The sequence below is a fragment of the Sphaerobacter sp. genome (assembly GCF_019683595.1).
Taxonomy (GTDB): domain Bacteria; phylum Chloroflexota; class Chloroflexia; order Thermomicrobiales; family Thermomicrobiaceae; genus Sphaerobacter.
This window is the reverse complement of sequence record NZ_JADGHZ010000049.1, coordinates 1-21,211: the sequence shown is the minus strand read 5'-3', so window position 1 is coordinate 21,211 and position 21,211 is coordinate 1. Positions and strand designations below refer to the sequence as shown.

At 68.0% G+C, this 21,211-nt stretch carries 19 protein-coding genes; 12 read left to right on the top strand and 7 right to left on the bottom strand.

Annotation, left to right across the window (positions count from 1 at the left end; all coding sequences use genetic code 11):
- Nucleotides 1-355: 355 nt before the first annotated feature.
- The 3 genes from nusB to tatC all read left to right on the top strand — a co-directional run bounded on the left by nusB (nucleotide 356) and on the right by tatC (nucleotide 2,050).
- Complete coding sequence (gene nusB / locus IRZ30_RS07485) at nucleotides 356-778, top strand: transcription antitermination factor NusB (RefSeq protein WP_294084268.1); 423 nt, start codon at nucleotides 356-358, stop codon at nucleotides 776-778.
- Between the two features lie 102 nt (nucleotides 779-880).
- Entirely contained in the window at nucleotides 881-1,129 is a 249-nt protein-coding gene (gene acpP, locus IRZ30_RS07480) for an acyl carrier protein (protein ID WP_294084269.1), read from the top strand.
- A gap of 153 nt (nucleotides 1,130-1,282) precedes the next feature.
- On the top strand, nucleotides 1,283-2,050 hold the full coding sequence (gene tatC / locus IRZ30_RS07475) for a twin-arginine translocase subunit TatC (protein ID WP_294084267.1): 768 nt from the start codon (nucleotides 1,283-1,285) through the stop codon (nucleotides 2,048-2,050).
- Between the two features lie 424 nt (nucleotides 2,051-2,474).
- On the opposite strand, the gene IRZ30_RS07470 is transcribed toward tatC, so the two are convergent.
- Complete coding sequence (locus IRZ30_RS07470) at nucleotides 2,475-4,268, bottom strand: NFACT family protein (RefSeq protein WP_294084266.1); 1,794 nt, start codon at nucleotides 4,266-4,268, stop codon at nucleotides 2,475-2,477.
- A gap of 119 nt (nucleotides 4,269-4,387) precedes the next feature.
- Here IRZ30_RS07470 and IRZ30_RS07465 point away from each other — a divergent pair, with 119 nt between their 5' ends.
- Entirely contained in the window at nucleotides 4,388-5,041 is a 654-nt protein-coding gene (locus tag IRZ30_RS07465; RefSeq protein ID WP_294084265.1) for a guanylate kinase, read from the top strand.
- Nucleotides 5,042-5,855: 814 nt separating this feature from the next.
- Here IRZ30_RS07465 and def read toward each other — a convergent pair.
- The 4 genes from def to dprA form a co-directional block, all read right to left on the bottom strand.
- The gene (gene def, locus IRZ30_RS07460; RefSeq protein ID WP_294084264.1) at nucleotides 5,856-6,389 is read right to left on the bottom strand and encodes a peptide deformylase; all 534 of its coding nucleotides are present in this window, start codon (nucleotides 6,387-6,389) and stop codon (nucleotides 5,856-5,858) included.
- Between the two features lie 91 nt (nucleotides 6,390-6,480).
- Nucleotides 6,481-8,811 (bottom strand): type I DNA topoisomerase, encoded by a 2,331-nt coding sequence (topA, locus tag IRZ30_RS07455; RefSeq protein ID WP_294084263.1) that lies wholly within the window; start codon nucleotides 8,809-8,811, stop codon nucleotides 6,481-6,483.
- 256 nt (nucleotides 8,812-9,067) lie between these two features.
- A complete protein-coding gene (locus IRZ30_RS07450; RefSeq protein WP_294084262.1) occupies nucleotides 9,068-10,144 on the bottom strand; it encodes a mannose-1-phosphate guanylyltransferase in 1,077 nt (358 codons plus the stop codon).
- A 190-nt stretch (nucleotides 10,145-10,334) separates the two neighbouring features.
- Complete coding sequence (gene dprA, locus IRZ30_RS07445; RefSeq protein WP_294084261.1) at nucleotides 10,335-11,414, bottom strand: DNA-processing protein DprA; 1,080 nt, start codon at nucleotides 11,412-11,414, stop codon at nucleotides 10,335-10,337.
- A gap of 202 nt (nucleotides 11,415-11,616) precedes the next feature.
- Between dprA and IRZ30_RS07440 the strand changes: the two genes are divergently transcribed.
- The 8 genes from IRZ30_RS07440 to scpB all read left to right on the top strand — a co-directional run bounded on the left by IRZ30_RS07440 (nucleotide 11,617) and on the right by scpB (nucleotide 19,108).
- Nucleotides 11,617-12,549, top strand: coding sequence for a branched-chain amino acid transaminase (locus IRZ30_RS07440; RefSeq protein WP_294084260.1), 933 nt, complete (start codon nucleotides 11,617-11,619; stop codon nucleotides 12,547-12,549).
- A gap of 33 nt (nucleotides 12,550-12,582) precedes the next feature.
- Nucleotides 12,583-14,292, top strand: a complete 1,710-nt coding sequence (locus tag IRZ30_RS07435) for an ABC transporter substrate-binding protein (protein WP_294084259.1) — start codon at nucleotides 12,583-12,585, stop codon at nucleotides 14,290-14,292.
- 235 nt (nucleotides 14,293-14,527) lie between these two features.
- Nucleotides 14,528-15,523 (top strand): ABC transporter ATP-binding protein, encoded by a 996-nt coding sequence (locus IRZ30_RS07430; RefSeq protein WP_294084258.1) that lies wholly within the window; start codon nucleotides 14,528-14,530, stop codon nucleotides 15,521-15,523.
- A 3-nt stretch (nucleotides 15,524-15,526) separates the two neighbouring features.
- On the top strand, nucleotides 15,527-16,552 hold the full coding sequence (locus IRZ30_RS07425; protein ID WP_294084257.1) for an ABC transporter ATP-binding protein: 1,026 nt from the start codon (nucleotides 15,527-15,529) through the stop codon (nucleotides 16,550-16,552).
- A gap of 24 nt (nucleotides 16,553-16,576) precedes the next feature.
- Complete coding sequence (locus IRZ30_RS07420; protein WP_294084256.1) at nucleotides 16,577-17,233, top strand: site-2 protease family protein; 657 nt, start codon at nucleotides 16,577-16,579, stop codon at nucleotides 17,231-17,233.
- An 11-nt stretch (nucleotides 17,234-17,244) separates the two neighbouring features.
- Complete coding sequence (locus tag IRZ30_RS07415; protein WP_294084255.1) at nucleotides 17,245-17,790, top strand: HD domain-containing protein; 546 nt, start codon at nucleotides 17,245-17,247, stop codon at nucleotides 17,788-17,790.
- A 3-nt stretch (nucleotides 17,791-17,793) separates the two neighbouring features.
- On the top strand, nucleotides 17,794-18,537 hold the full coding sequence (locus IRZ30_RS07410) for a ScpA family protein (protein WP_294084254.1): 744 nt from the start codon (nucleotides 17,794-17,796) through the stop codon (nucleotides 18,535-18,537).
- On the top strand, nucleotides 18,530-19,108 hold the full coding sequence (scpB, locus tag IRZ30_RS07405) for an SMC-Scp complex subunit ScpB (RefSeq protein WP_294084253.1): 579 nt from the start codon (nucleotides 18,530-18,532) through the stop codon (nucleotides 19,106-19,108). Before IRZ30_RS07410 ends, scpB begins: the two co-directional genes overlap by 8 nt.
- 312 nt (nucleotides 19,109-19,420) lie before the next feature.
- Here scpB and fabG read toward each other — a convergent pair whose 3' ends face one another.
- A complete protein-coding gene (gene fabG, locus IRZ30_RS07400; protein ID WP_294084252.1) occupies nucleotides 19,421-20,197 on the bottom strand; it encodes a 3-oxoacyl-ACP reductase FabG in 777 nt (258 codons plus the stop codon).
- Nucleotides 20,194-20,910, bottom strand: coding sequence for a DUF6483 family protein (locus IRZ30_RS07395; protein WP_294084251.1), 717 nt, complete (start codon nucleotides 20,908-20,910; stop codon nucleotides 20,194-20,196). The genes fabG and IRZ30_RS07395 overlap by 4 nt, the downstream gene beginning before the upstream one ends.
- Between the last annotated feature and the right edge of the window lie 301 nt (nucleotides 20,911-21,211).

The following is a 21,211-nucleotide window of genomic DNA, read 5'->3' as shown; positions in this document are numbered from 1 at the left end:
AGCCCGGCGGCTTTAGCCCCGGGCACGCGCCGAGGCCGAAGACCCTCAACGCCACGGTGTTAGCGCCGGTTCGCCTCAGGTCGTGTTCGCGGGCTTCGCCTTGTGTGTCCGGCGGACAACGTCCCAAACCTTCGCTGCTGTGTGGCGAACAGAGAGCTCGCCCGCGATCTGGAACGGATCGTGCAGACGGGCAGGTGGTAGGTGCTGCCGAAGTGATGAGTGGAACTGGCGATACCGCGGCGTAGCCGGAGTACAATTGGAACTGCGCCGGGCCGGGAGCGGCTCGGCGTCGTCCGGAACACTGCCGTGGGGCCGGCTGTACGAGGCCGTCGCACGGGCTGGAGACGAGGGAGCCATGTCAATCGGAACGATTCGACACCAGGCCAGAACTCTGGCCCTCCAGATCCTCTACGAGGCCGATGTCGCCCAGCACCCGGCGTCGGACGTGTTGGCCCGCTATACCAGCGACTTGTCGCTACCGCAGCCGGTGCGGCGCTATGTGGAGCGGTTGATCTCGGGCGTGCTGGAGGATCTGGACAAGATCGACGCCGAGATCGGCGCCGCGGCTCCGGCGTTCCCGGTGGACCAGTTGCCGCCGATCGACCGGAACATCCTGCGGATCGCCATCTACGAACTGCGGAACGAGCACGACGTACCGGTGAAGGCAGCCATCAACGAAGCGGTGGAATTGGCCAAGCGGTTTGGCGGTGACAACTCCAGCCGCTTCGTCAACGGGGTGCTGGGCACCATCGCGGGCAACCTGGCCTCCTCGCGCTAGGAAGCCATGCCGGTTACGTTGCCGCAGGGCTTGATTCCGTGCATAATAGCCGGGAACTGACAGGGGTTGGGATCAGTCGAAGTGACAGGGGAGGTGATCGGCGTGGATTCGTCCTCGCTGCTGGAGCGAGTACAGAGCGTGGTAGCGGAGCAACTCGGTGTTGATCCGGAGAAGGTGACGCCCGACGCCGAGTTCGTGCAGGATCTGAACGCAGACTCGCTCGATCTGGTCGAGCTGATCATGCAGCTCGAGGAGGAGTTCGGCATCGAGATCTCCGACGAGGAAGCGGAGAACATCGTCACCGTCGGTGACGCACTGGAGTTCATCCAGGAACACACGGCGGCGAAGTAGCACGGGGGCGGCGGAGACCGGTCCCACGGCAGCAGTGGAGCAGACGAGTCTCGCCGGGATCGGGGTGCTGCCGCCAGCGACGCCCGCGGCGCGGGTGCTGCGGGCGACCATCACGGGCGACCTGCCGCGCCAGCGCGACGAGATTGAGTAGGAATGGTCAGTATCCTCGACCGCATGCGCGGTCGCGCCAACCCACCTGCGGTGCCGGAGGCCGAACCAGAGGAGGAAATCTTCGAGGAGATGACCCTCCAGGAGCATCTGGAGGAACTCCGATCGCGCCTCCTCTACTCGGCGTTGTTCGTCGCTGCCGGCTTCGTGGTTGGCCTGGCGTTGACGCTCCGCGTGCTGCGCATCATGGCCGACATGACGGGGCGACCGGACTTTGTCCTGATCTCGCCGCTGGAGGGCTTCGCCACCTACATGAAGGTGGCGCTCTACATCGGGATCGCCGTGGCGATGCCCGCCCTGATCTACCACTTCGTGCGCTTCCTTGCGCCGGGGTTGACGCGACGTGAGCGCCGGTACCTGTACCGTGCGCTCCCGTTCGTGACGCTGATGTTCGTCGCGGGCGTGGCGTTCGCCTTCTTCATCGTGATCCCACGCGGGCTGTCGTTCCTGGCCGGGTTCGGCGGCGATGTGTTCCGGGCCGAGTTCCGCGCGCAAGAGGTCGTCTCGTTCTACCTGACCCTCATGTTGTGGATCGGCCTGGTGTTCGAGACGCCAGTGGTGATCTTCCTGTTGGCGAAGCTCGACATCGTGACAGCCCAGCGGCTCGCGTCGCTCCGCAAGTACATGATCATCTTGATCCTGGTCGCGGCTGCGATCATCACGCCGACACCTGACCCCTTCAACATGTTCATGGTGGCGGCGCCGATGTACGCCCTCTACGAGTTCGGCATCCTCCTCGCGAGGATCGCCTGAGCGAGGGCCGCGACGCCGCGCGAGCCACGTAGCTGACCGATCGCCCCGCCGGAGGGTTCCCGGCGGGGCGACTTGCTTTGGCCGCTGTGCATCGAAGCAGCGCACCCATCCGGTGATACGGTTCCCGCGACGTTGGGGCGCGCGATGGGTAGTGCGAAGGTTCCCGCGCCGTGGCGCGTGCCCGGGGCTAAAGCCGCCGGGCTGACAACGAAAGCCGGCTGAAGCCGGCTGAGGCACGACGGGACTCAGATGCTGGTGACGCCTTGTCCGTCGCCTGGCACGGGCCGGGTGGTGAACACCCACCTAATTCGTCAAGACCCATGAACCCCGGGCACGTGCCACGGCGTGGGGATCCTCACGCCACCGATCCCCGCGCAAGGGCCACGGCGCGAGGAACCTCCCAGTACCGCAGGCGCTCCCGAAACTATGCGAGGCCCAGATCGGCGGGCGCGGTGGGGCGGACGTTGAGCGTGCGTTCGTTGCGGTAGGTCACCATGCCCGGGCCGGCCCCTTTGATCTTGCGCACGTAGCGGCGCGCGGTGGCATCGACCTCGACGCTGGTGGCGTTTCGACCTGCGCTGAAGTAGGCGGCCAGCGCAGCGGCTTGTAGCAAGACCTCTTCGTCCTCCGGACCGGCCCAGCGGACGATGACGTGGGCGCCGGGGAGGCCGCGTGCGTGCAGCCAGGTGTCGTCTGGGCCGGCGATGTCGAAGGTGATGAGATCGTTCTGGCGGCCGTTGTGGCCGATGTAGATCAGATCGCCGCGCGCCGTGCGCAGGGGTTTCGGGCGCTTCGGCTCGGACTGGCGGCGCTTGCCTGTGGAGGCGTCGGGGCGCTGGTCGCGGTAGCTCTCCCACTCCTGGCGGACCTGCTCGACCTGCTCCATCCCCTCGGCGAACCCGGCGAGGGTCTCCAGTTGCTCCAGGTAGGCAAGCTCGGTCCGGGTCGCCTCGATCAGCTCCGGCAGGTTCTCGGTGGCCGAGCGGGCCTTACGGTAGCGCTCGAAGTAGGCCTGCGCGTTCTCACTGGGTGAGCGCGCGGGGTCGAGCGGGATCGTCAGGTCATCCACCACCAGCTCCGTCTGGCCGGGCTGGATGGAGGCGAGATAGGCGTAGATCAACTCACCCATGGTGCGCCAGCGTTCGCCCTCCTCGCCGCGAGCCCGCTCTTCCTCGAGCGAGCGGAGGCGGGCGGCGGCGCGCTCGCGCGCGCTCCGAATCTGCGCCACGAGCTTGTCACGCCGCTGCGCCTGCGCCACGGGCTGGGGCGCTCCGGCGAGCGCAAGCCAGCGCTCGATCGCGGGCGACATAGTCGGGAACCGCTCGACCTCGGCGCCGGCGAGGTGGTCGAGTGGGATGGCGGAGAACGCGACGGCGCGGCCCTCGGCGACGTAGACGCCCGGAGTCCAGTTCCCGGTCTCCAGGGGCGCGAGCACGGATGCGACCGCCTCTGCGAGCGCCGCGGCGCCGTCACGGCTGGCGACGGCGCGCACGGGTGCGTCGGCGGCGCCGGTGGCGCGGTAGACCGCCTCACGTGCCATCTGGGGGCTGAATCCGGCCAGGTGTCGCACGAGCAGCGGAGCCAGTTCCTCGTCCTGCGGCGCGGGACGCAGCAGGTCATGGAGGGCGGAGGGCGTCAGGTGACGGGGGTCGACGGCGTCCTCCCGAGGCGGCGGCGGGACGTAGGGCCGGCCCGGCAGGATCGGCCGGACGCGGCTCATCTCGGGAGTGACACGCTTGATCGCATCGAGGATACGGCCCTCGTCGTCGGTGAGGATGATATTGCTCCGCCGCCCCATCAGTTCGACAATCAGGTGGGTATAGACCAGCTCGGACGGCGCCTCCTCTTCGTCCTCGGTGGGCACGTCGTCGCGTTGGCGCCGGTTGTCCAGGTAAAACGGCTTGGCTATACTCAGGCGCATAATGCGCTCAAGCGGCGGCTGCTGTACGGCAGCGACGCGACCGCCGCGGGCGTATTTCCGGAGGAGGAGTAGGAGCGGTGTCACGCGATCGGGGTCCGCGCTGAGCCGCTGCGTCGACAGGTAGAGTCGCGGATTTTGCGAGTCGGCGCTGGCGACCAGGATGGACCGCTGGTGTTCGGCGTACACCTCCAGGCCAATGGTCGCGTCATCGATTTGTAGGATGCGTTGGATGCGACCCCCAACCAGCCGGCTCGCCAGTTCGTCCGCCAGCGCGGCGATCGTCAAGACGTCGAACATGGTTGCAGCGTCTCCCTCACGGCCTTGGAATCCCAGCAACGGCCAACTGTGATAGTGTACGGTGGTCGTGTGCTGAGCGCATGACGTTGGGGGAGCGCAGCCGGGGAAGGAAGAACTTGGTGGCGGCACGGGTGCGATGGAACGAGCAGGCGGATGAACTCATTGAAGAGTTGCGCTCGCTCGCGCGCCCTCGCCTCATCGTCATCTCCGGTCCCTCCGGCGTGGGGAAAGACACCGTCATCGAGCAGATGCGCCTGCGGCACCCGGAATACAGCTTCGCGGTGACCGCGACGACCCGGCCGAGGCGGCCGGGTGAAATCGACGGCGTCCACTACATCTTCATGGCCCGCGCCGAGTTCGAGGAAGCCCGGGCGCGGGGCGAGTTCCTGGAATCGGCCGAGGTCTACGGTCACCTCTATGGCGTGCCGAAGGATCGGGTGCGCCGTGCGCTCCGCGCCGGGCAATACGTCGTGGTGAAGGTCGACGTGCAGGGCGCGGCGTCCATCCGCAAGATCATGCCGGACTCCATCTTCATCTTCCTCACGCCCCCCTCGATGGCTGAGTTGATGCGCCGCTTGCGCGGTCGGAAGACCGACGACCCCGAGGCGCTGATGCAGCGAATCTCGACGGCGGCCCACGAGCTCCGCCGGGTCTACGAGTTCGACTACGTGGTCTTCAACGAGAACGACCGGGTCGAGGAGACGCTCGACAAGATCGACGCGATCATCCTCGCGGAGAACTCCCGCCTGCCGCGCGAGGGGCGGGATGTCTGAGGGCGTTCTCGAGCGAGCGACGTGATTCCCACCGGATAGCTGACGCTGATCCTGCCGACGCTGGCCTGCGTCCGAATGTGCTCAGGACGGGCGGTGTGTGGAGCCCTGTGCTGTGATCTGGGCCTGGAGCAGGGCAGTCCTCGTCCGCCGCGGGGTGAGAGGATACGGCGCCTCGATTGGGTCCTGGGGTAATGGGGTTTGACGAATTACAGAGGTGCACGCGGTCGGCGCGTGCCCGGAGGTGGGTGGCGCGAAGGATCCCACGCCGTGGCCCGTGCCCGGGGCTCAAGCCGCCGGGCTGAAGAGCGGTAAGCCCACTGAAGGGGCTGCGATGGCTACCGACAGGCTTATCCGATTTGGCCACCCAGCGGACCCAGCGCCCCAGACCCTTCAGTGGGCTCTTGATTGTCAGGCCGGCGACTCTAGCCCCAGGCACACACCGTTCGGTGTGCTCCGTCTCACCGGAGTGTGAGCCCTGCTGCACCCCAGCCGGCTTTAGCCGGCTTTGGTTGTGAGCCCGGCGGCTTTGGCCCCGGGCACGGGCTGGGGTGCGGGATCCGTCGCACCACCCATCTCGCGTCCCAACGGCGGTGCGGAACCAACCCCGGCGCGCGGGGGGGGGCCCCCCCGGGCGCGGGCCGGCGGCCGCGCGCTGCCAAAGCGGCGGCTCGGTCCGCCGCACTCCAAAGAGCCGGCTTGATCCGGCTTGTCGTTGTCAGCCCGGCGGCCCGAGCCCGGGGCATGTGCCGAGCACGTAGACCCGACACTCGTGCCGAGCTCAGGCACGAGTGGGCAGACGGACCACGGCGTTGAGCTAGTCGTCCGCGGGGGTGGGGGCCTCTTCGGCGACGGGAGCGGGCTCGATGAACTGCAGGGTGCTCTTGTCCTCGACCCGGTCGGTGAAGAGGATCCCATCCAGGTGGTCGATCTCGTGCTGCAGGATGCGCGCGAGCGGGCCGGAGGCCTTGATGCGGATCTCCCGGTCGTCGAGGTCGCGTGCCTTGACGGTGACGTGCATGGCGCGCGGGACGTCGCCGTACCAGTTCGGGATGCTCAGGCACCCTTCGGGCCCGACCTGGCGCCCGCTGGCACGGACGATCTCGGGGTTGATCAGGGCCATCTCCATCGGCGGATCGTCCTCGTTCTCGAAGCCGGCCGGGACACCGATCACGACGATGCGGCGCATGACACCGACCTGTGGCCCCGCGAGGCCCACGCCGTCGGCGGCGTACATCGTCTCCAGCATGTCGGCCGCAAGCCGCCGCAGGTCGTCGTCGACCTTGCGGATTCGTACCGCCTTCTGCCGGAGTCGGGGGTCACCTTCGTAGACGAGTTTCAGAACTGCCATCGCGTTTCTCTTCGTCGTCTCGAATCGGCACGGGCGCCGTCGGGTCTAGTATACCCGGACCCGATGGCGCCCGTCTTGTGTGTCTCGCGGATTACGCGGTGCGTTCCAGGCGTGCCGCGCGGTACTGGCAGCCCTGGGTGGAGCAGCGAACGGCTCCGCCGCGGGTCTCCACCAGGACGCCCCCGCACTGCGGGCACGGTTCGCCGGTCGGCTTCTCCCAGCTCGAGAAGTTGCAGTCGGGGTAGCGACTGCAACCGTAGAAGACCCGACCCTTCTTGGTCCGCCGCTGAACGATGTCGCCCTCGCCGCACTGGGGGCAGGTGACGCCGATCTTCTGCAGCAGCGGCCGGGCGTTGCGACACTCCGGGAAGCCGGAGCAGGCGAGGAACCGCCCGTAGCGGCCGAGCTTGATCACCATGGGCCGGCCGCACTTCTCGCACACCTCGTCGGTCGGCTCGTCGGCGACCTTGACCCGCCCGATCTCCTTCTCGGCGCGCTCAACCGTTTCGTGGAACGGGCCGTAGAAGGCGCGCACCATCGGCACCCAGGACTGCTCGCCCGAGGCGATCTGGTCCAGCTCGTCCTCCAGCTTGGACGTGAAGTTCACATCCACGATGTCCGGGAAATGCTGGACCAGCAGGTCGTTGACCACGGTGCCGAGCTCGGTCGGGTAGAGGCGCCGCTGCTCGACGGTGACGTAGTTGCGTGCCTGGAGCGTGGCGATCGTCGGCGCGTAGGTGCTTGGCCGGCCGATGCCCAACTCCTCCAGCGCCTTGACCAACGTGGCCTCGGTGAACCGCGGCGGCGGCTGGGTGAAGTGCTGCTCGGGGAGCAGGCGCACCAGGTCGAGGACTTCGCCCGCCGTCAGCGGCGGCAGCGCCTCCCGGTCGATCTCATCGACGGTGTCGTCGTCCCGACCCTCGCGGTAGATGGCGAGGAAGCCGGGGAACTTGATGACCGAGCCCGTCGCACGGAAGCGGTAGGGCTTCGGCCCGCCCGGCGGCCCGGCGTCGATGTCGACCGCGGTGCTGTCGAACACGGCATTGCGGGTCTGGCTGGCGATGAAGCGCTGCCAGATGAGCCGGTAGAGCTTGTAGCGCGGGCTGCTGGCGCCGCCGAGGTACGCCTTAATCGACTCCGGGTCGCGGGCCGGGTCGGTCGGGCGGATTGCCTCGTGGGCTTCCTGTGCGCCCTTGGCCTTGCGCGTGTAGACCGGCGGGCGGTCGGGCAGGAACTCCGGGCCGAAGCGCTCGGCGATGACTTCGCGCGCACGCGCCTGCGCCGAGGCTGCCACGTTGGTCGAGTCGGTGCGCATGTAGGTGATGAGGCCGACGGTGCCGGCGTCGCCGAGGTCGATCCCCTCGTAGAGCTCCTGCGCGATCTGCATCGTCCGGCGCACGGGCATGTTCAGCTTCCGGGACGCCTCCTGCTGCAGGGTGCTGGTCGTGAACGGAGGCGCCGGACGGCGCTGGGTCTCCTTGACCTCGACCTTGACCACCTGGAACTCGGCGCCGTCGAGCGCGCGGACGATCGCCATCGTCGACGCCTCGTCTTTGAGGTCCGGCTTCTGGCCGTCGACCCGCGAGAGAGACGCGATGAACGGCTTCGGCTTGCGCCCGTTGACCGCCTCGCGTTTGGCCAGCTCGGCGTCGAGTGTCCAGTACTCCTGCGGGATGAAGTTCTGGATTTCCCGCTCACGCTCGACTACGAGGCGCAGCGCGACGGACTGGACACGCCCGGCCGACAGGCCGCGCTTGACCTTGCGCCAAAGCAGCGGGCTGATCTCGTAGCCCACCAGGCGGTCGAGGATGCGGCGGGCCTGCTGTGCCTCGACCAGCCGCATGTCGATCCCGCGCGGGTTGCGGAGCGCCTCGTGGATCGCCTCGGGCGTGATCTCGTGGAACACGATCCGGCGCACCGGCTTATCGCCGGGTTCGGTTGCCTCGACGAGGTGCCAAGCGATCGCCTCGCCCTCCCGGTCGGGGTCGGTCGCGAGCAGGATCTCGCGGGCCTCCTTGACGTCGGCGCGCAGCTCCTTGACGACCTTGCTCTTGTCGCGCGGGATCAGGTAGACCGGCGCGAAGTCGCGGTCGGTCTCCACCCCGAGCTTCGACTTGGGCAGGTCGCGCACGTGGCCCATGGAGGCCTTGACCGTGTAGCCCCGGCCGAGGATGCGCCCGATGTTGCGCGCCTTGGCCGGCGACTCCACGATGACCAGGGTGCCGTTCCCGCTCGCGCGCTTCGTCGTCCCGGTCGTCTTGGTGCTCTTCGTGGCACGCGAGCGCGCGGAAGTCGTCCCGTCACTCTTAGCCGCCGTGCGGCGCGTCGTGCGCTTGGCGCCCGTGGTCGGGGTCTCCTCGTCAGCGGTGCTGGTGGTCGTACGCTTCCTCTTCGACTCTTCAGCCATAATGATCGTCGTCAATCTCCATCCTGCGCGTCGTTGTGACCGCCGAGGCCGCGCCCCGGCGGAACCCGCGCGCGACGGTGGTCTCACGTCTCCGATTGGGGCGGCACGCAGTGATGGTGCCATGGTCCTCGCTGCCGCCCACGGGCCCATCGGCACACCGGGCGGGGCGCTCGCGCAGCGCGGCGCCCGAGCCGGTTCTACTACCTAGCCTCGGTCGGCGTGACAACTAATTTTAGCCAGCGGTGTCAACCCCGACTACACCGGCTCGCTGTTACAGGAGCCGCTGGTCCCCCTGTCCTCGCAGGCGCTCGACGATCCGCCGCACATCCTGGGCGCGGGAGCGATGGCAGACGAGGAGGACGTCATCGGTGTCGACGATGACCAGATCCTCGACTCCCAGCGTGGCGATGACGCGCCCGTCGCCGAAAACGAGCGTCCCGCGCGTATCGGTGGCGATGTGTTCCGCGCCGACCGCCACGTTGTCCCCCGCGTCGCTCGCCAGCAGCTCGGCCAGGCTATGCCAGTCGCCCAGGTCGGTCCAGCCGAAGGATGCCGGGACGACCGCGACGTTGTCGGCGTGTTCCATGATGCCGTGGTCGATGGTGACCTCGGGCAGTTGCGCCCAGAGCCGTTCCATCGTCTCCGCGCGATCCGGGCGATCCCAGGCGGCGGCGATCTCCGTCAGGAGCTCGTACACGTCCGGCAGCAGGCGCCGCATGGCGTCGAGCAACGTCTGTGCTCGCCAGACAAACATGCTGGCGTTCCATTGATACTGCCCGCTGGCGACGTAGCGCTCGGCCGTGGCCAGATCGGGCTTCTCCTTAAACTCCTCGACCGCGTGCACGGCCAGCCCTTCCCGGTGGAAGAGGATCTCGCCACAGCGGATGTAGCCGTAGCCCGTCTCGGGGTAGGTCGGCTGGATGCCGACGGTGACGAGATAGCCCTCCCTGGCCGCCTCGGCAGCGGCGCGGATCGCCTGGCGGAACGCGATCGGGTCGGCGACGTGATGGTCGGCGGCGAAGGAGCCCATGATCGCGTCGGGGTCGCGCCGGGCGAAGAGGGCGGCGGCCAATCCGATGGCCGGTCCCGTGCCGCGCGCCTGGGGCTCGACGATGATGTTCTCCTTCGGAACCTCGGGCACCTGGGCGGCGACGGCGCCGGCGTGGGGAGCGCCGGTGACGATGAGCATGTTGGCCGGTGGCACGAGCGGCAGGAGCCGCTCGACGGTCGCTTGCAGCATCGAGAGCGGGCCGGGCAGTGGCAGTAGGAACTTGGGCCGCGCCGAGCGGCTCGCCGGCCACAGCCGGGTGCCGCTGCCGCCTGCGGGGATCACTGCATAGAGCGCCATCAAGCCATGTCCTTTCACCGGGCGTGACCGGCGGCGCTCGTTCTCTCGCCGCCCCTCGGGTGACAGCATACCCGGCTCGGATGACAAGGTTATGAGCGGCGGGACGTGCGCCGTGCCATTGAGTATGACATCTGGTTCATGCGCCGGGAGCGGGCGTCGAACGGGGCCCTGTCGGTCCCTCTCTGGAGCCTCAGGCTCGAACGTAGTGTTGATGGCCGACGTTGCGGACCAGGCCCTTGAGTTGCATCTCCAGCAGGAGCGCACTCAGCCGGCTGATCGCGAGGCCCGACTCCAGCGCGATTTCATCGATGTGGCGCGGCTCGCCGTCGAGGTGTTGGAGAACGTCCTCCTCCTCACTCGTGGTCGGCAGCGCCTGGCGCGCTTCGAAGTTCGCCTGCCGGACGGTCAGCTTGAGGTCGGCCAGGATGTCTTCGGCCGACGCTGCAAGGACTGCCCCATCCCGCAGGAGCTGTAGTGGCCCCTCACTGCCAGGCGCCAGGGCAGAGCCGGGGACGGCGTAGACGGTCCGGCTCTGGTCGGCGGCGAAGTTGGCAGTAATCAGCGCGCCGCTCCGGCGCGGCGCTTCGACGACGACCACGCCCAGGGACAGGCCGCTGATGAGCCGGTTCCGGACCGGGAAGTTCGGCCCATCGGGCGGCGTGCCGAGAGGAAACTCTGACACAACTGCCCCCTGCTGTGCCACCTGCTCGGCAAGTTGCCGGTGCTCCGGTGGGTACACGACGTCCACGCCGCTCCCGAGGACCGCGATGGTTCGCCCGCCCGTCTCCAGGGCGGTACGGTGGGCGACGGCGTCGATGCCGCGGGCCAGGCCGCTGACGATGGTCATGCCCGCGCGCACGAGGTCGCAGGTGAGGCGGCGGGTCATTTCCCGGCCGTAGGCTGAGGCCCGCCGGGTTCCGACGATGCCGATGCTGTGCTCGTCAGCCGGGGTGAGCGTGCCGCGCACATACAGGAGGAGCGGCGGGCTGGGGATCTCGCGCAGGAGCCGCGGGTAGTCCGGATCGGCCAGGGTGACGAGCGAGACGCCCGCCCGCGCCACACGCTCCATTTCACGCTCGAGCGAGATCCGGCGACGGGTCGCCACCAGCTTCGCGGCGACACGCTCGCTCAGCCCGGCGGCGCGAAGTTCCTCCACGTTCGCCTCCCAGGCGGCGGCCAGCGAGCCGAAATGCTCCAGCAGCCGCGCAACCCGGGTCGCGCCGATACCGGGCACCAGATGGAACCCGAGCCAGTATTCCGTTTCGGTCATTGCCGCCTCCATCGCACGGCGCTTCGGTGTCGGGGTTATACGAGACCATGCGCCACGCGTCAACGCACCGCCGCGCGGGGGTGCCGGGGGCGTGCTAGAATGCGGCCAGCATGTGTACCCCGCGCAAGCAAGTGGCGCGAGGTGGATCGACGGCCACTCGGCACCGGCCCGCCCTGCGGGCCCGGAAGGGAAGCGTGGTGAGATGACGACGTCACCGCTCCTGCAATACGCGTTCTTTGAGGGGGAGTTCGTCCCATCGGATCAGGCCAAGGTCAGCATTGCGACCCACGCTCTGCAGTACGGGACCGGCGCCTTCGGCGGGATCCGCGGCTACCTCGACAATGACGGCCGGACGATCAACATCTTCCGGCTCCCGGACCACGTCCGGCGCCTGCTCCACTCCGGCCGGCTCCTGCGAGCGGAGCTACCGTACAGCGTCGATGACGTGTGCGGCATCATCACCGAGCTGGTCCGGCGCAACGCGCCGCGGCACAACGTCTACATCCGCCCCTTTATCTACAAGGCCAGCCTGCAGTTGGTGCCGCGTCTGACCGGGCTCAAGGATGAGCTGGCCGTGTACATGATCCCGCTCGATGACTACCTCGACCTGAGCAAGCCGGTGCGGCTGATGGTCTCCTCCTGGCAGCGCATCGAGGACAACATCATCCCGAGCCGGGGTAAGGTCACCGGCGGTTACATCAACTCCGCCCTCGCCAAGGACCAGGCGGCCGAGGCCGGCTACGATGACGCGATCATGCTGAACGAGCACGGCGAGGTCGCCGAGGCGAGCGGGGCCAACCTCTTCATTGTGCGGAACGGGACGCTGGTCACCTCGCCGGTCACATCCGACATCCTGGAAGGGATCACCCGCCGCAGCATCGTCGAGTTTGCGCGCGACGCGGGCATTCCGGTCGAGGAGCGATCCATCGACCGCAGCGAGTTGTACATCGCCGACGAGGCGTTCCTGTGCGGGACCGGCGTCCAGATCGCGGCGATCGGCTCGATCGACGGCCGGCCGATCGGCGATGGTCAGCGCGGGCCGATCACCGAGAAGCTGCAAGACATCTTCTTCACGCTGGTGCGCGGGGGTGAGTCGCCCTACCGGCACTACCTGACGCAGGTGCCGATCGAGTAGTCGCGGTCACTGGGGGGGAGTGCGCGGTCCCGGATGGTGGGGGACGGGACAACCCGCGTCGGCCGGCTCGCGACGCTGCTGGCGCTGCTCCTGGCGCTGACGGCCTGCTCGCCGTTCGGTCGCGGTGCCTCGTCGCCCACCACGGCGCCCGCCAATGTCGCGACGCCGGGCGCCGAAGCGCGGCTCGATCCGGTGGGGAGCCCCATTCCGACAGCTCCGGTCGTGACGGGCGGACGCATCGTCGAAGGTGGCCTGACCGAGCCGCGCACGCTCAACCCCCTCTTTGTCGCCGATCCCCTTTCCGAGGCGCTCAGTTCCCTGGTCTTCAGCGGGCTGGTGTCGGTTGACCCGGTCAGCGCCGAGCCGCGGCCGGATCTCGCCGCGTCGTGGGACGTCTCCGAGGATGGGCTGACCTATACCTTCCACCTGCGCGAGGGGGTGGTCTGGCACGACGGGCAGCCCTTCTCGGCGCGGGATGTCGTCTTCACCTACGATACGATGATGAACGACCGCGTGCGCTCGCCGCGCTACTCGCGCCTGGTGGAGCGCGTGCGCCAGGTGCAGGCGCTGGACAGCGCCACGGTCGAGTTCGACCTGATCCGCGCCGATGCTTCCTTTCTTACGACGCTGGCCACGCTGGGCATCGTCCCGCAGCATGCACTCGCTGGCGTGTTGCCGGAGGAGCTAATCACCAACCCCTTCGGCCTGAGCACGGCGGTCGGTACCGGGCCGTTCAGCTTGCAGCAGTGGATCCGCGGCGACCGCATCATCTTCCGGCGGCATGCCGGCTACTACGGCGGGCCGGTGGCGGCCCAGGAGTACGTGTATCAGGTTGTTCGGTCGTCCGAGGAACTGCTCGCCTCGCTCCGCGAGGGCACGATCGACTGGGCGGAGCTGGACCCGGCGGCCGCGGCCGAGGCGGAGCAGGTTGACGGGGTGGCGGTGGAGCGGCTGCCGAGCTTTGATATGACCTACGTCGCGCTCCAGCTCGATCGGGCGAAGAGCACGCTCTTCACCGACCCGCGCGTGCGGCGGGCGCTGATGCTGGCGCTTGACCGCGAGGCTGCGGTGAACGAATTCTGGCAGGGCCACGCCGACATCGCGGACGGGACGCTGCCTCCGGCCTCGTGGGCGTACCGTGCGAGCGCGACGGTCTACCGGCCGGACCTCGATGCCGCCCGGCAACTCCTCGACGAGGCGGGCTGGGTGCCCGGGCCGGATGGAGTCCGCGTCAAGGACGGTGTGCCACTCCGCTTCACGCTCACGACCAACGGCGACAACCCGCGGCGGCGCCAGGTGGCCGAGTGGCTGATCCGGAGCTGGCAGGCGCTGGGGATCGCGGTCGAGCCAGAGTTCGAGACCTGGAGCACGGTGCGGCAGCGCGTGATCCAGGAACGGGACTTTGACGCGGTACTGTTAGGCTACCGCTGGTCGGTTGACCCGGATCAGAGTATGCTATGGTCCTCGGACTCCTTCTTCGACGGCCTAAACGTTGGGCACTATGCGAGCGCCGAGGTGGATGCGCTGCTGCAGCGGGCGCTGCAAGCCACCGACCGGGCGGAGCGTGCCGAGCTCTACGCGCAGATGCAGGAACAGGTGATGCAGGATCTGCCGGTCATCCCGCTCGCGTTCCCTCATGTACTGGTGGCGCGATCGGAGCGCTTGCAGGCCGGCGAGATTACCGCTATCCTGGTGCGCAATCGTGCGGATATCGCGCAGTGGGTTCCGGTCGTAGGCGAATGATCGAGATCGGGATATCATTTGCCGGCAGCGGGAGGTTTGACCACCTGCGGCGCCCGTGCTACACTGCCGATAACGCAGATGGCAGCTTCAGCATCCGTACCTCGAAATAGGTTGGGAATCGGCACTCGGCTGGCGCGGAATCCGCGCGAGCGGGGCCATTGAACGCGATTGCACCGCGGATGCCGAGCGGGTGACAGTGTGGCGGCGCGAGGCGGAGAGGTGTGAAGGAGAGGCGATGGAACCGCTGCTCGAGGTGAGGAACCTGCGAACCCAGTTCTTCACACAGGATGGTGTGGTGAAGGCCGTCGATGACGTGTCCTTCCACATCATGCCTGGGGAGACGCTGGGGGTGGTGGGTGAGAGCGGTTGCGGTAAGAGCATTACCGCAATGTCGATCATGCGCTTGATCCCGACGCCACCCGGCAAGATCGTCAGCGGCGAGATTCTGTTTGAGGGTGAAGACATCCTCAAGATGAGCGACGAAGAGGTGCGCTCGATTCGGGGCAACAAGATCGCCATGATCTTCCAGGACCCGATGACGTCGCTCAACCCGGTGCTGACGATCAACCGCCAGATCAGCGAGGCGCTGGAGTTGCACCTGGGGATGAGCCGCAGCCAGGCGCGCCAGCGCAGCATCGAGTTGCTGAAGATGGTGGGGATCCCCAACGCCGAGGAGCGGGTGGACCAGTACCCGCACCAGTTCTCGGGTGGTATGCGCCAGCGCGTGATGATCGCGATGGCCCTCTCCTGCAACCCGCGGTTGTTGATCGCCGACGAGCCGACCACCGCGCTCGACGTGACGATTCAGGCCCAGATTCTCGACCTGATGCGGAACCTGCAGCAGGAGCACAACACCGCACTGATGATGATTACCCACGACCTGGGGGTCGTGGCCGGCATGACGGACCGCATCCAGGTCATGTATGCCGGGCACATTGTCGAGACGGCGCCGACGGAAGAGCTCTTCGCCAACCCGCGGCACCCGTACACGGTTGGCCTGCTGAACTCGATCCCGCGCCTGGACGCGCAGGTCAAGGAAAAGCTCCAGCCCATCCGCGGCCTGCCGCCGGACCTCATCGACCTGCCGGACATGTGCCCGTTCCTCCCACGCTGCGACTATGCGCGTGAAAAGTGTGAGCAGAAGAACCCGCCGCTGCTCGACGTGAATGAGCGGCATCGATCAGCCTGCTGGTACTGGGAGGAAGTGAGCAAGGAAGGGCCGAGGGCATAGGCGATGGCGACGGAGCAGGTGACGACCAAGGACGTCAAGCAGGGTGAAATCCTGCTCGACGTGCGCGACCTCTATATGCATTTCCCGCTGACCCGCGGCATCATCTTCCAGCGGAAGGTGGGCGCGGTCCAGGCGGTTGATGGGGTGACGTTCCAGGTCCGCAAGGGTGAGACCCTCGGCCTGGTGGGCGAGTCGGGGTGCGGTAAGAGCACGACCGGCCGCGCCATCCTGCAGCTCTACAAGCCGACTGGCGGCCAGGTGCTGTTCAAGGGCCAGGATCTGACGAAGCTCGATTCCGGCCAGATGCGCAAGATGCGGCGCTATCTCCAGATGATCTTCCAGGACCCGTACGCGTCGCTCAACCCGCGCATGACGGTCGGCAGCATCATCAGCGAGCCGATGCAGATCCATAACCTGGTGCCGAAGAACCAGCGGAACGAGCGGGTCCAGGAGCTGCTGGAGACGGTCGGTCTCAACCCGTACTTCGCCAACCGCTATCCGCACGAGTTCTCGGGTGGCCAGCGGCAGCGCATCGGCGTGGCCCGGGCGCTCGCGGCGAACCCGGAGTTCATCGTGGCCGATGAGCCGGTGTCGGCACTCGACGTGTCGATCCAGGCGCAGATCATCAACCTGCTGGAGGATCTGCAGGAGCAGTTCCAGCTCACGTACCTCTTCATCGCGCACGACCTGAGCGTGGTGCGGCACATTTCGGACCGGGTCGCCGTGATGTACCTCGGCAAGATCGTGGAGCTGGCGGATCGCAACGCGCTCTACGAGGACCCGCTGCACCCGTACACCAAGGCGCTGCTGTCGGCGGTGCCGATCCCGGATCCGGTTGTGGAGAAGAAGCGCGAGCGGATCATCCTGACCGGCGACGTGCCGAGCCCGATCAACCCGCCCTCCGGCTGCCACTTCCACACGCGCTGCCCGTACGCGATGGATGTCTGCCGGAAGGTCGAGCCTCGGTTCGTGGATCAGGGCGGTGGGCACTTCGTGGCCTGCCACCTGTATCCGAACTCGGGGGCTTAGCGCTAGGATCGAGCGGCTCCACTCGTGATCGGCTTCTCCGGCGCGCGAGCGGACGCGACCGTCATCATCATGACGATTCTTGCGTTCGTGATCGCGACGACCGTGCACGAGTTTTGCCATGCGTGGTCTGCCCTGATGCTCGGCGACGATACCGCCCAGCGTCAGGGCAGGATCACGTTGAACCCGGTCGCGCACTTCGACCCGATCGGGTTTCTCGGCATGATGCTGATCGCCGTCGCCGGCTTCGGCATCGGCTGGGGCCGGCCGGTCCCGATCAACCCCGCGCGCCTGCGCGGCCGGCAGCGGGGCGTGGCACTGACGGCCCTGGCCGGGCCGGCGTCAAATGTCGTGCTGGCGACGCTGTTCGTCATTCCGCTCCGCTTCGGACAGGCGGATCTGCCGTACGCGGCCGAGGTCTTCCTGAACCGGATGGTCTTCGTCAACATCCTGCTGGCGTCGTTCAACCTGATCCCGATCCCGCCGCTCGACGGTCACAAGATCCTGACCGGGATCTTGCCCGACTTCTGGTACCCATACCTGGCGCCGCTGGAGCGGTACGGCGTCCTGATCCTGCTCGGGCTGATCATGATCGGGCGCATCGGGCAGCCGATCCTCGTGTCGATGTACGCGCCCGTCTACGGGCTCCTCACGTCGCTGATCGCCGGCCCTGTGCCGCTGTAGCCATGCGTCGGATGGATCTCGGTCGTGGACCGCTCCGGACCGGTGCGGCGCGACCGGCCCAGCGGGTCGTGCAGTTTTTCGCCTATATCCGCCCGCGCCGCGGGGCGGTGGATCGGGAGTTGCGGCGACTCGTCACCCCGGAGCAGTGGGCGCTTCTGGCGCGCCTGAGCCGCGCCGATCGCGCACACCTGCTGGAGGTCCACCGGCGGCTGGTGGCTGAGGGCTGCCGGGATCGCGATGTCTTGCTGGCGGCGCTGTTGCACGACGTGGGCAAGGCTGACGGGCGGGCGCGCACGGGCGTGTCGCAACGCGTCGTCTCCGTGCTGCTGGGGCGCTTCGCACCCGGGCTGCTCACGGCACTGGCGCGCCCGGACCGTGACCGCTGGCGGCACGGGCTGTACCTTGCCCGGGAGCACGCGCGCCTGGGGGCGGAGCAGGCGCGACAGGCCGGCTGCAGCGAGCGGGTGTGCTGGCTCATCGCGCACCACCACGACAGGGCCGCGGAGGATCCGGACCTTCGGTTGCTCCAGGCGGCGGATGAAGGGATGGGATGGTAGGGGGTGACGGTCGCGCCACCCTTACGACTTTCCGACTGCCAGCTCCGGCTGCCCACGTTCGAGGGGCCGCTGGATGTCTTGCTGCGCCTGATCGAGCGGAACCAGCTCGACATCACTGACGTGTCGCTGGTGGCGGTAACCGACCAGTTCCTCGCCTACGTCGCGGCGCTGTCGAATACCCCGCCGGAGCTGCTCGCGGAGTTCACGGCCGTGGCGTCGCGGCTGCTAGCGCTGAAGTCCCGTTCGCTCCTCCCGGCGCCGCCGCAGGAAATCGAGGAGCCGGAGCCGGACGATCTGACGCGCCAGCTCCAGGCCTACCAGGCCGTGAAGGCGGCGGCGGAACATTTGCAGGCGCGGGAGCGGAGCGGACTGCGTGCCTTCGCGCGCCCGCCGGCACGGCTGGAGGGTCTGCCGGTGACCGAGCACCTGGCGCCGGTGCCTCTGCCCTTGTTGCTCCGTGCGCTGCGTCGCTGCCTCGGGCGAGGGCGCCCCGCGCCACGACCGTACCGCCCGACGCCGATCATCACATTGGCCCAGATGACGAGCCGCCTCCTGTCCCGCCTCCGTGACCGAAGCCGGTTCAGCGCGCTGCTCGGCGACTCCCCGAGCCGGGGAGAGTATCTGGTGGGCTTCATCGCGCTGCTGTCGCTGCTGCGCCAGCGGGTCGTCGACGCGACCCAGGCCACCCTTTTCGGCGAGATCGAGGTGTGGCGGCTCGACAGCGCGGCGGAGGCCGCCGATGACTGATTCCCCGATTCCAGCGCTCCAGTTGCCGCTCGAACAGGTCGCGGAAGAGGAGCGGGCCGCCGCGCTTGGCGCGCTCCTCTTCGTGGCGAGCGATCCGGTGCCGGTGGCGGTGCTGGCCCAGCACATCGGGTGCACCCCGGCCGAAGCGCGGGCTGCGCTCGAGGAGCTGGCCGCGCGCCTGGACGCGGTCGGGCTGATGGTGCAGTGGTGCGGCGAGGATCAGGTGCAGGTCGTCTCGTCGCCGCGCTATGCGCGGCAGGTGCAGCGCTTCCTCGGCCTGGAGCGCACGGTGCGCCTGTCGCAGGCGGCGCTGGAGACGCTGGCGATCGTGGCCTACCGTCAGCCCATCACGCGCGGCGAGATCGATACCATCCGTGGCGTCGATTCCAGCGGCGTGCTCCAGACGCTGCTGGCGCGCGGGCTGATCGAGCCGGTCGGCCGGCTGACGGCGCCGGGCAACCCGATCCAGTACGGCACGACCACCGAGTTCCTGCGCTTCTTCGGCCTCGGTAGCCTCGACGAGCTGCCACCACCGCCCGGCGGCCTGCCAGGGCCGGAGGACGAGGGGTAAGCTCGCCGAAAGAGCCCAGGTGAGGCGCCGTGCGATACACGCACTTGTATAGAGTTTGACGAATTAACCGTGCATACCCGCCAGCCGCCCGCGACTCTCCGCGTGTCATCCTTCGCTGCGCCGGGGGCGGCGGCCAGCCACCCTCGGCGCAGCGAAGGATCTCAGGTGCGCGACCGATCCGACGCGAGATCCTTCGCTCCGCCGCCCGCCGCTCCCGCGCCGGCCGGCTCCGCTCAGGATGACAGCCGCGCGTGAGCGGGTAGCGGGTAGGCGAGTAGGCGAGTAGGCGAGATTAATTCGTCAAACTTCATGTCAGGCGAGCGCCAGTGGCGACTCCGGCAGGATCTGGCCGCCATCCACGACGATCGCATGGCCGGTGATGTAGTTCGACTCGTCGCTGGCCAGGAAGAGCACGGCGTACGCGACATCCTCCGGAGTGCCCAGCCGCCCCATCGGGATGACGGCCTCGGCCTGGCGAATGTACTCCTCCCCGACATCGGCCATCCCCTCAGTGAGGATATTGCCGGGCTGCACGGCGTTGACGGTGATGTTGTCGCGCGCGACCTCGATGGCCAGCGTCCGAATGAACCCCATCTGACCCGCTTTGCTGGCGCCGTAGTGAGCCCAGCCGGGGAATCCGGTAACCGGCCCGGTGATCGACGACGTGACGACGATCTTCCCGTAGCGCTGCTGCCGCATGTGGGGCAGGCAGGCCTGGACGGTGAAGAAGGTGCCCTTGAGGTTGATGTTGTGCACCAGATCCCAGTCGGCCTCGGTCATGTCTTCGATCCGTGCCGACGGGAAGACCCCGGCGTTGGCGCAGAGGATGTGGAGCCCGCCGAATCGGCTCACCGCGAAGCTCGCCATGGACTCGGCGTCCGACCGTTTCGTGACGTCGGTGCGGACGAAGTCGGCCTCGTGCCCGGCCTGCCGAAGCTCTTCCGCCGTCGCCAGCCCTCGTGGCTCATCGACGTCCGCGATGACGACGCGGGCACCCTCCGCCGCCAGGATGCGCGCGATCCCCTTGCCGATGCCCTTCGCGGCACCGGTCACGATCGCGACCTTCCCCTCCAGCCGGTTTGGGCTCATGCGTCACCTCCTTTTGCCTCGTCATCGCCGGGCGTGGCCCGGGCCGCGATGGCTCGCAACTCGGCCAGGCCGGCTTCGACCTCGTCGCGGGGAAGATTTCCGGCCTCCAGGTCTGCGTCACTTCGCTCACATAGTCGCACATAGAAGGCCACACCGCGGTCGAGGAGATCGTCCGGCGCCTCCGGGTCATCGACCAGCGTGAACAACCAGTCCTCGGCCCGGGCGTACTGCCCGCGCCGCGCGAAGTGCTGCCACAATTCGTCGCGCACCCGCACGGGCAACTCGTAGCCGTCCAGCGCACGCAGCACTGTATCGACCCCCTCGATCGCCCGGTCCGAATCCGGCTCCTCGTCGCGGAGCGCGATCAGGAAGAGCATGAGTGCCTTGACGCGGCGGGCGTCCTCCCGCTCGAGCGTCCAGTCGGGCGTCCGCAAGTCCGCGGACTCATGCAGGAGGGTCGCGATCACGATCAGTTGTTCGGCAACCGTGGGCGGGCCGGGGTGATCGGCCTTGACGACGCGGAGGAGGCTGGCGATCTGCTCAGCGTCCAGCGCGTCGGCGTCAGCGAGCTGGAGTCCGACGAGGCGTCCCATGGTCTGATCGATGAGCGCCTGCGCCTGCTCCGGCTCCCCGCGCCGCCGCAGCCCCAGCACCACGGCGAGGACTTCGGTCATCTGGGCGATCAAGCGGAGTAGGTAGTCTCGCTGGTACATGCGCGTCCTCTCGCGCGGGCGCCGATCGTGTTTGACGCATTATAGAGGTGTCGGCGGTCGGCACGTGCCGGGGGCAGGGCACTTGGCGAAAGCGATGGGTATACGCGATCGGTGCGTGCTCCGGACTTGTGGAGTAAGACCTATTCCATGGAGTAGCGCGCACGGCTTGTGCCCGGGGCTAAAGCCGCCGGGCTGAACAGTGGGTAAGCCCACTGAAGGGGCTGCGATGGCGACATCCCGGCGTGTCCGCTTCGGCACCCAGCCGGACCCAGCGTCCACAGCCCCTGTCTCGTATACACAA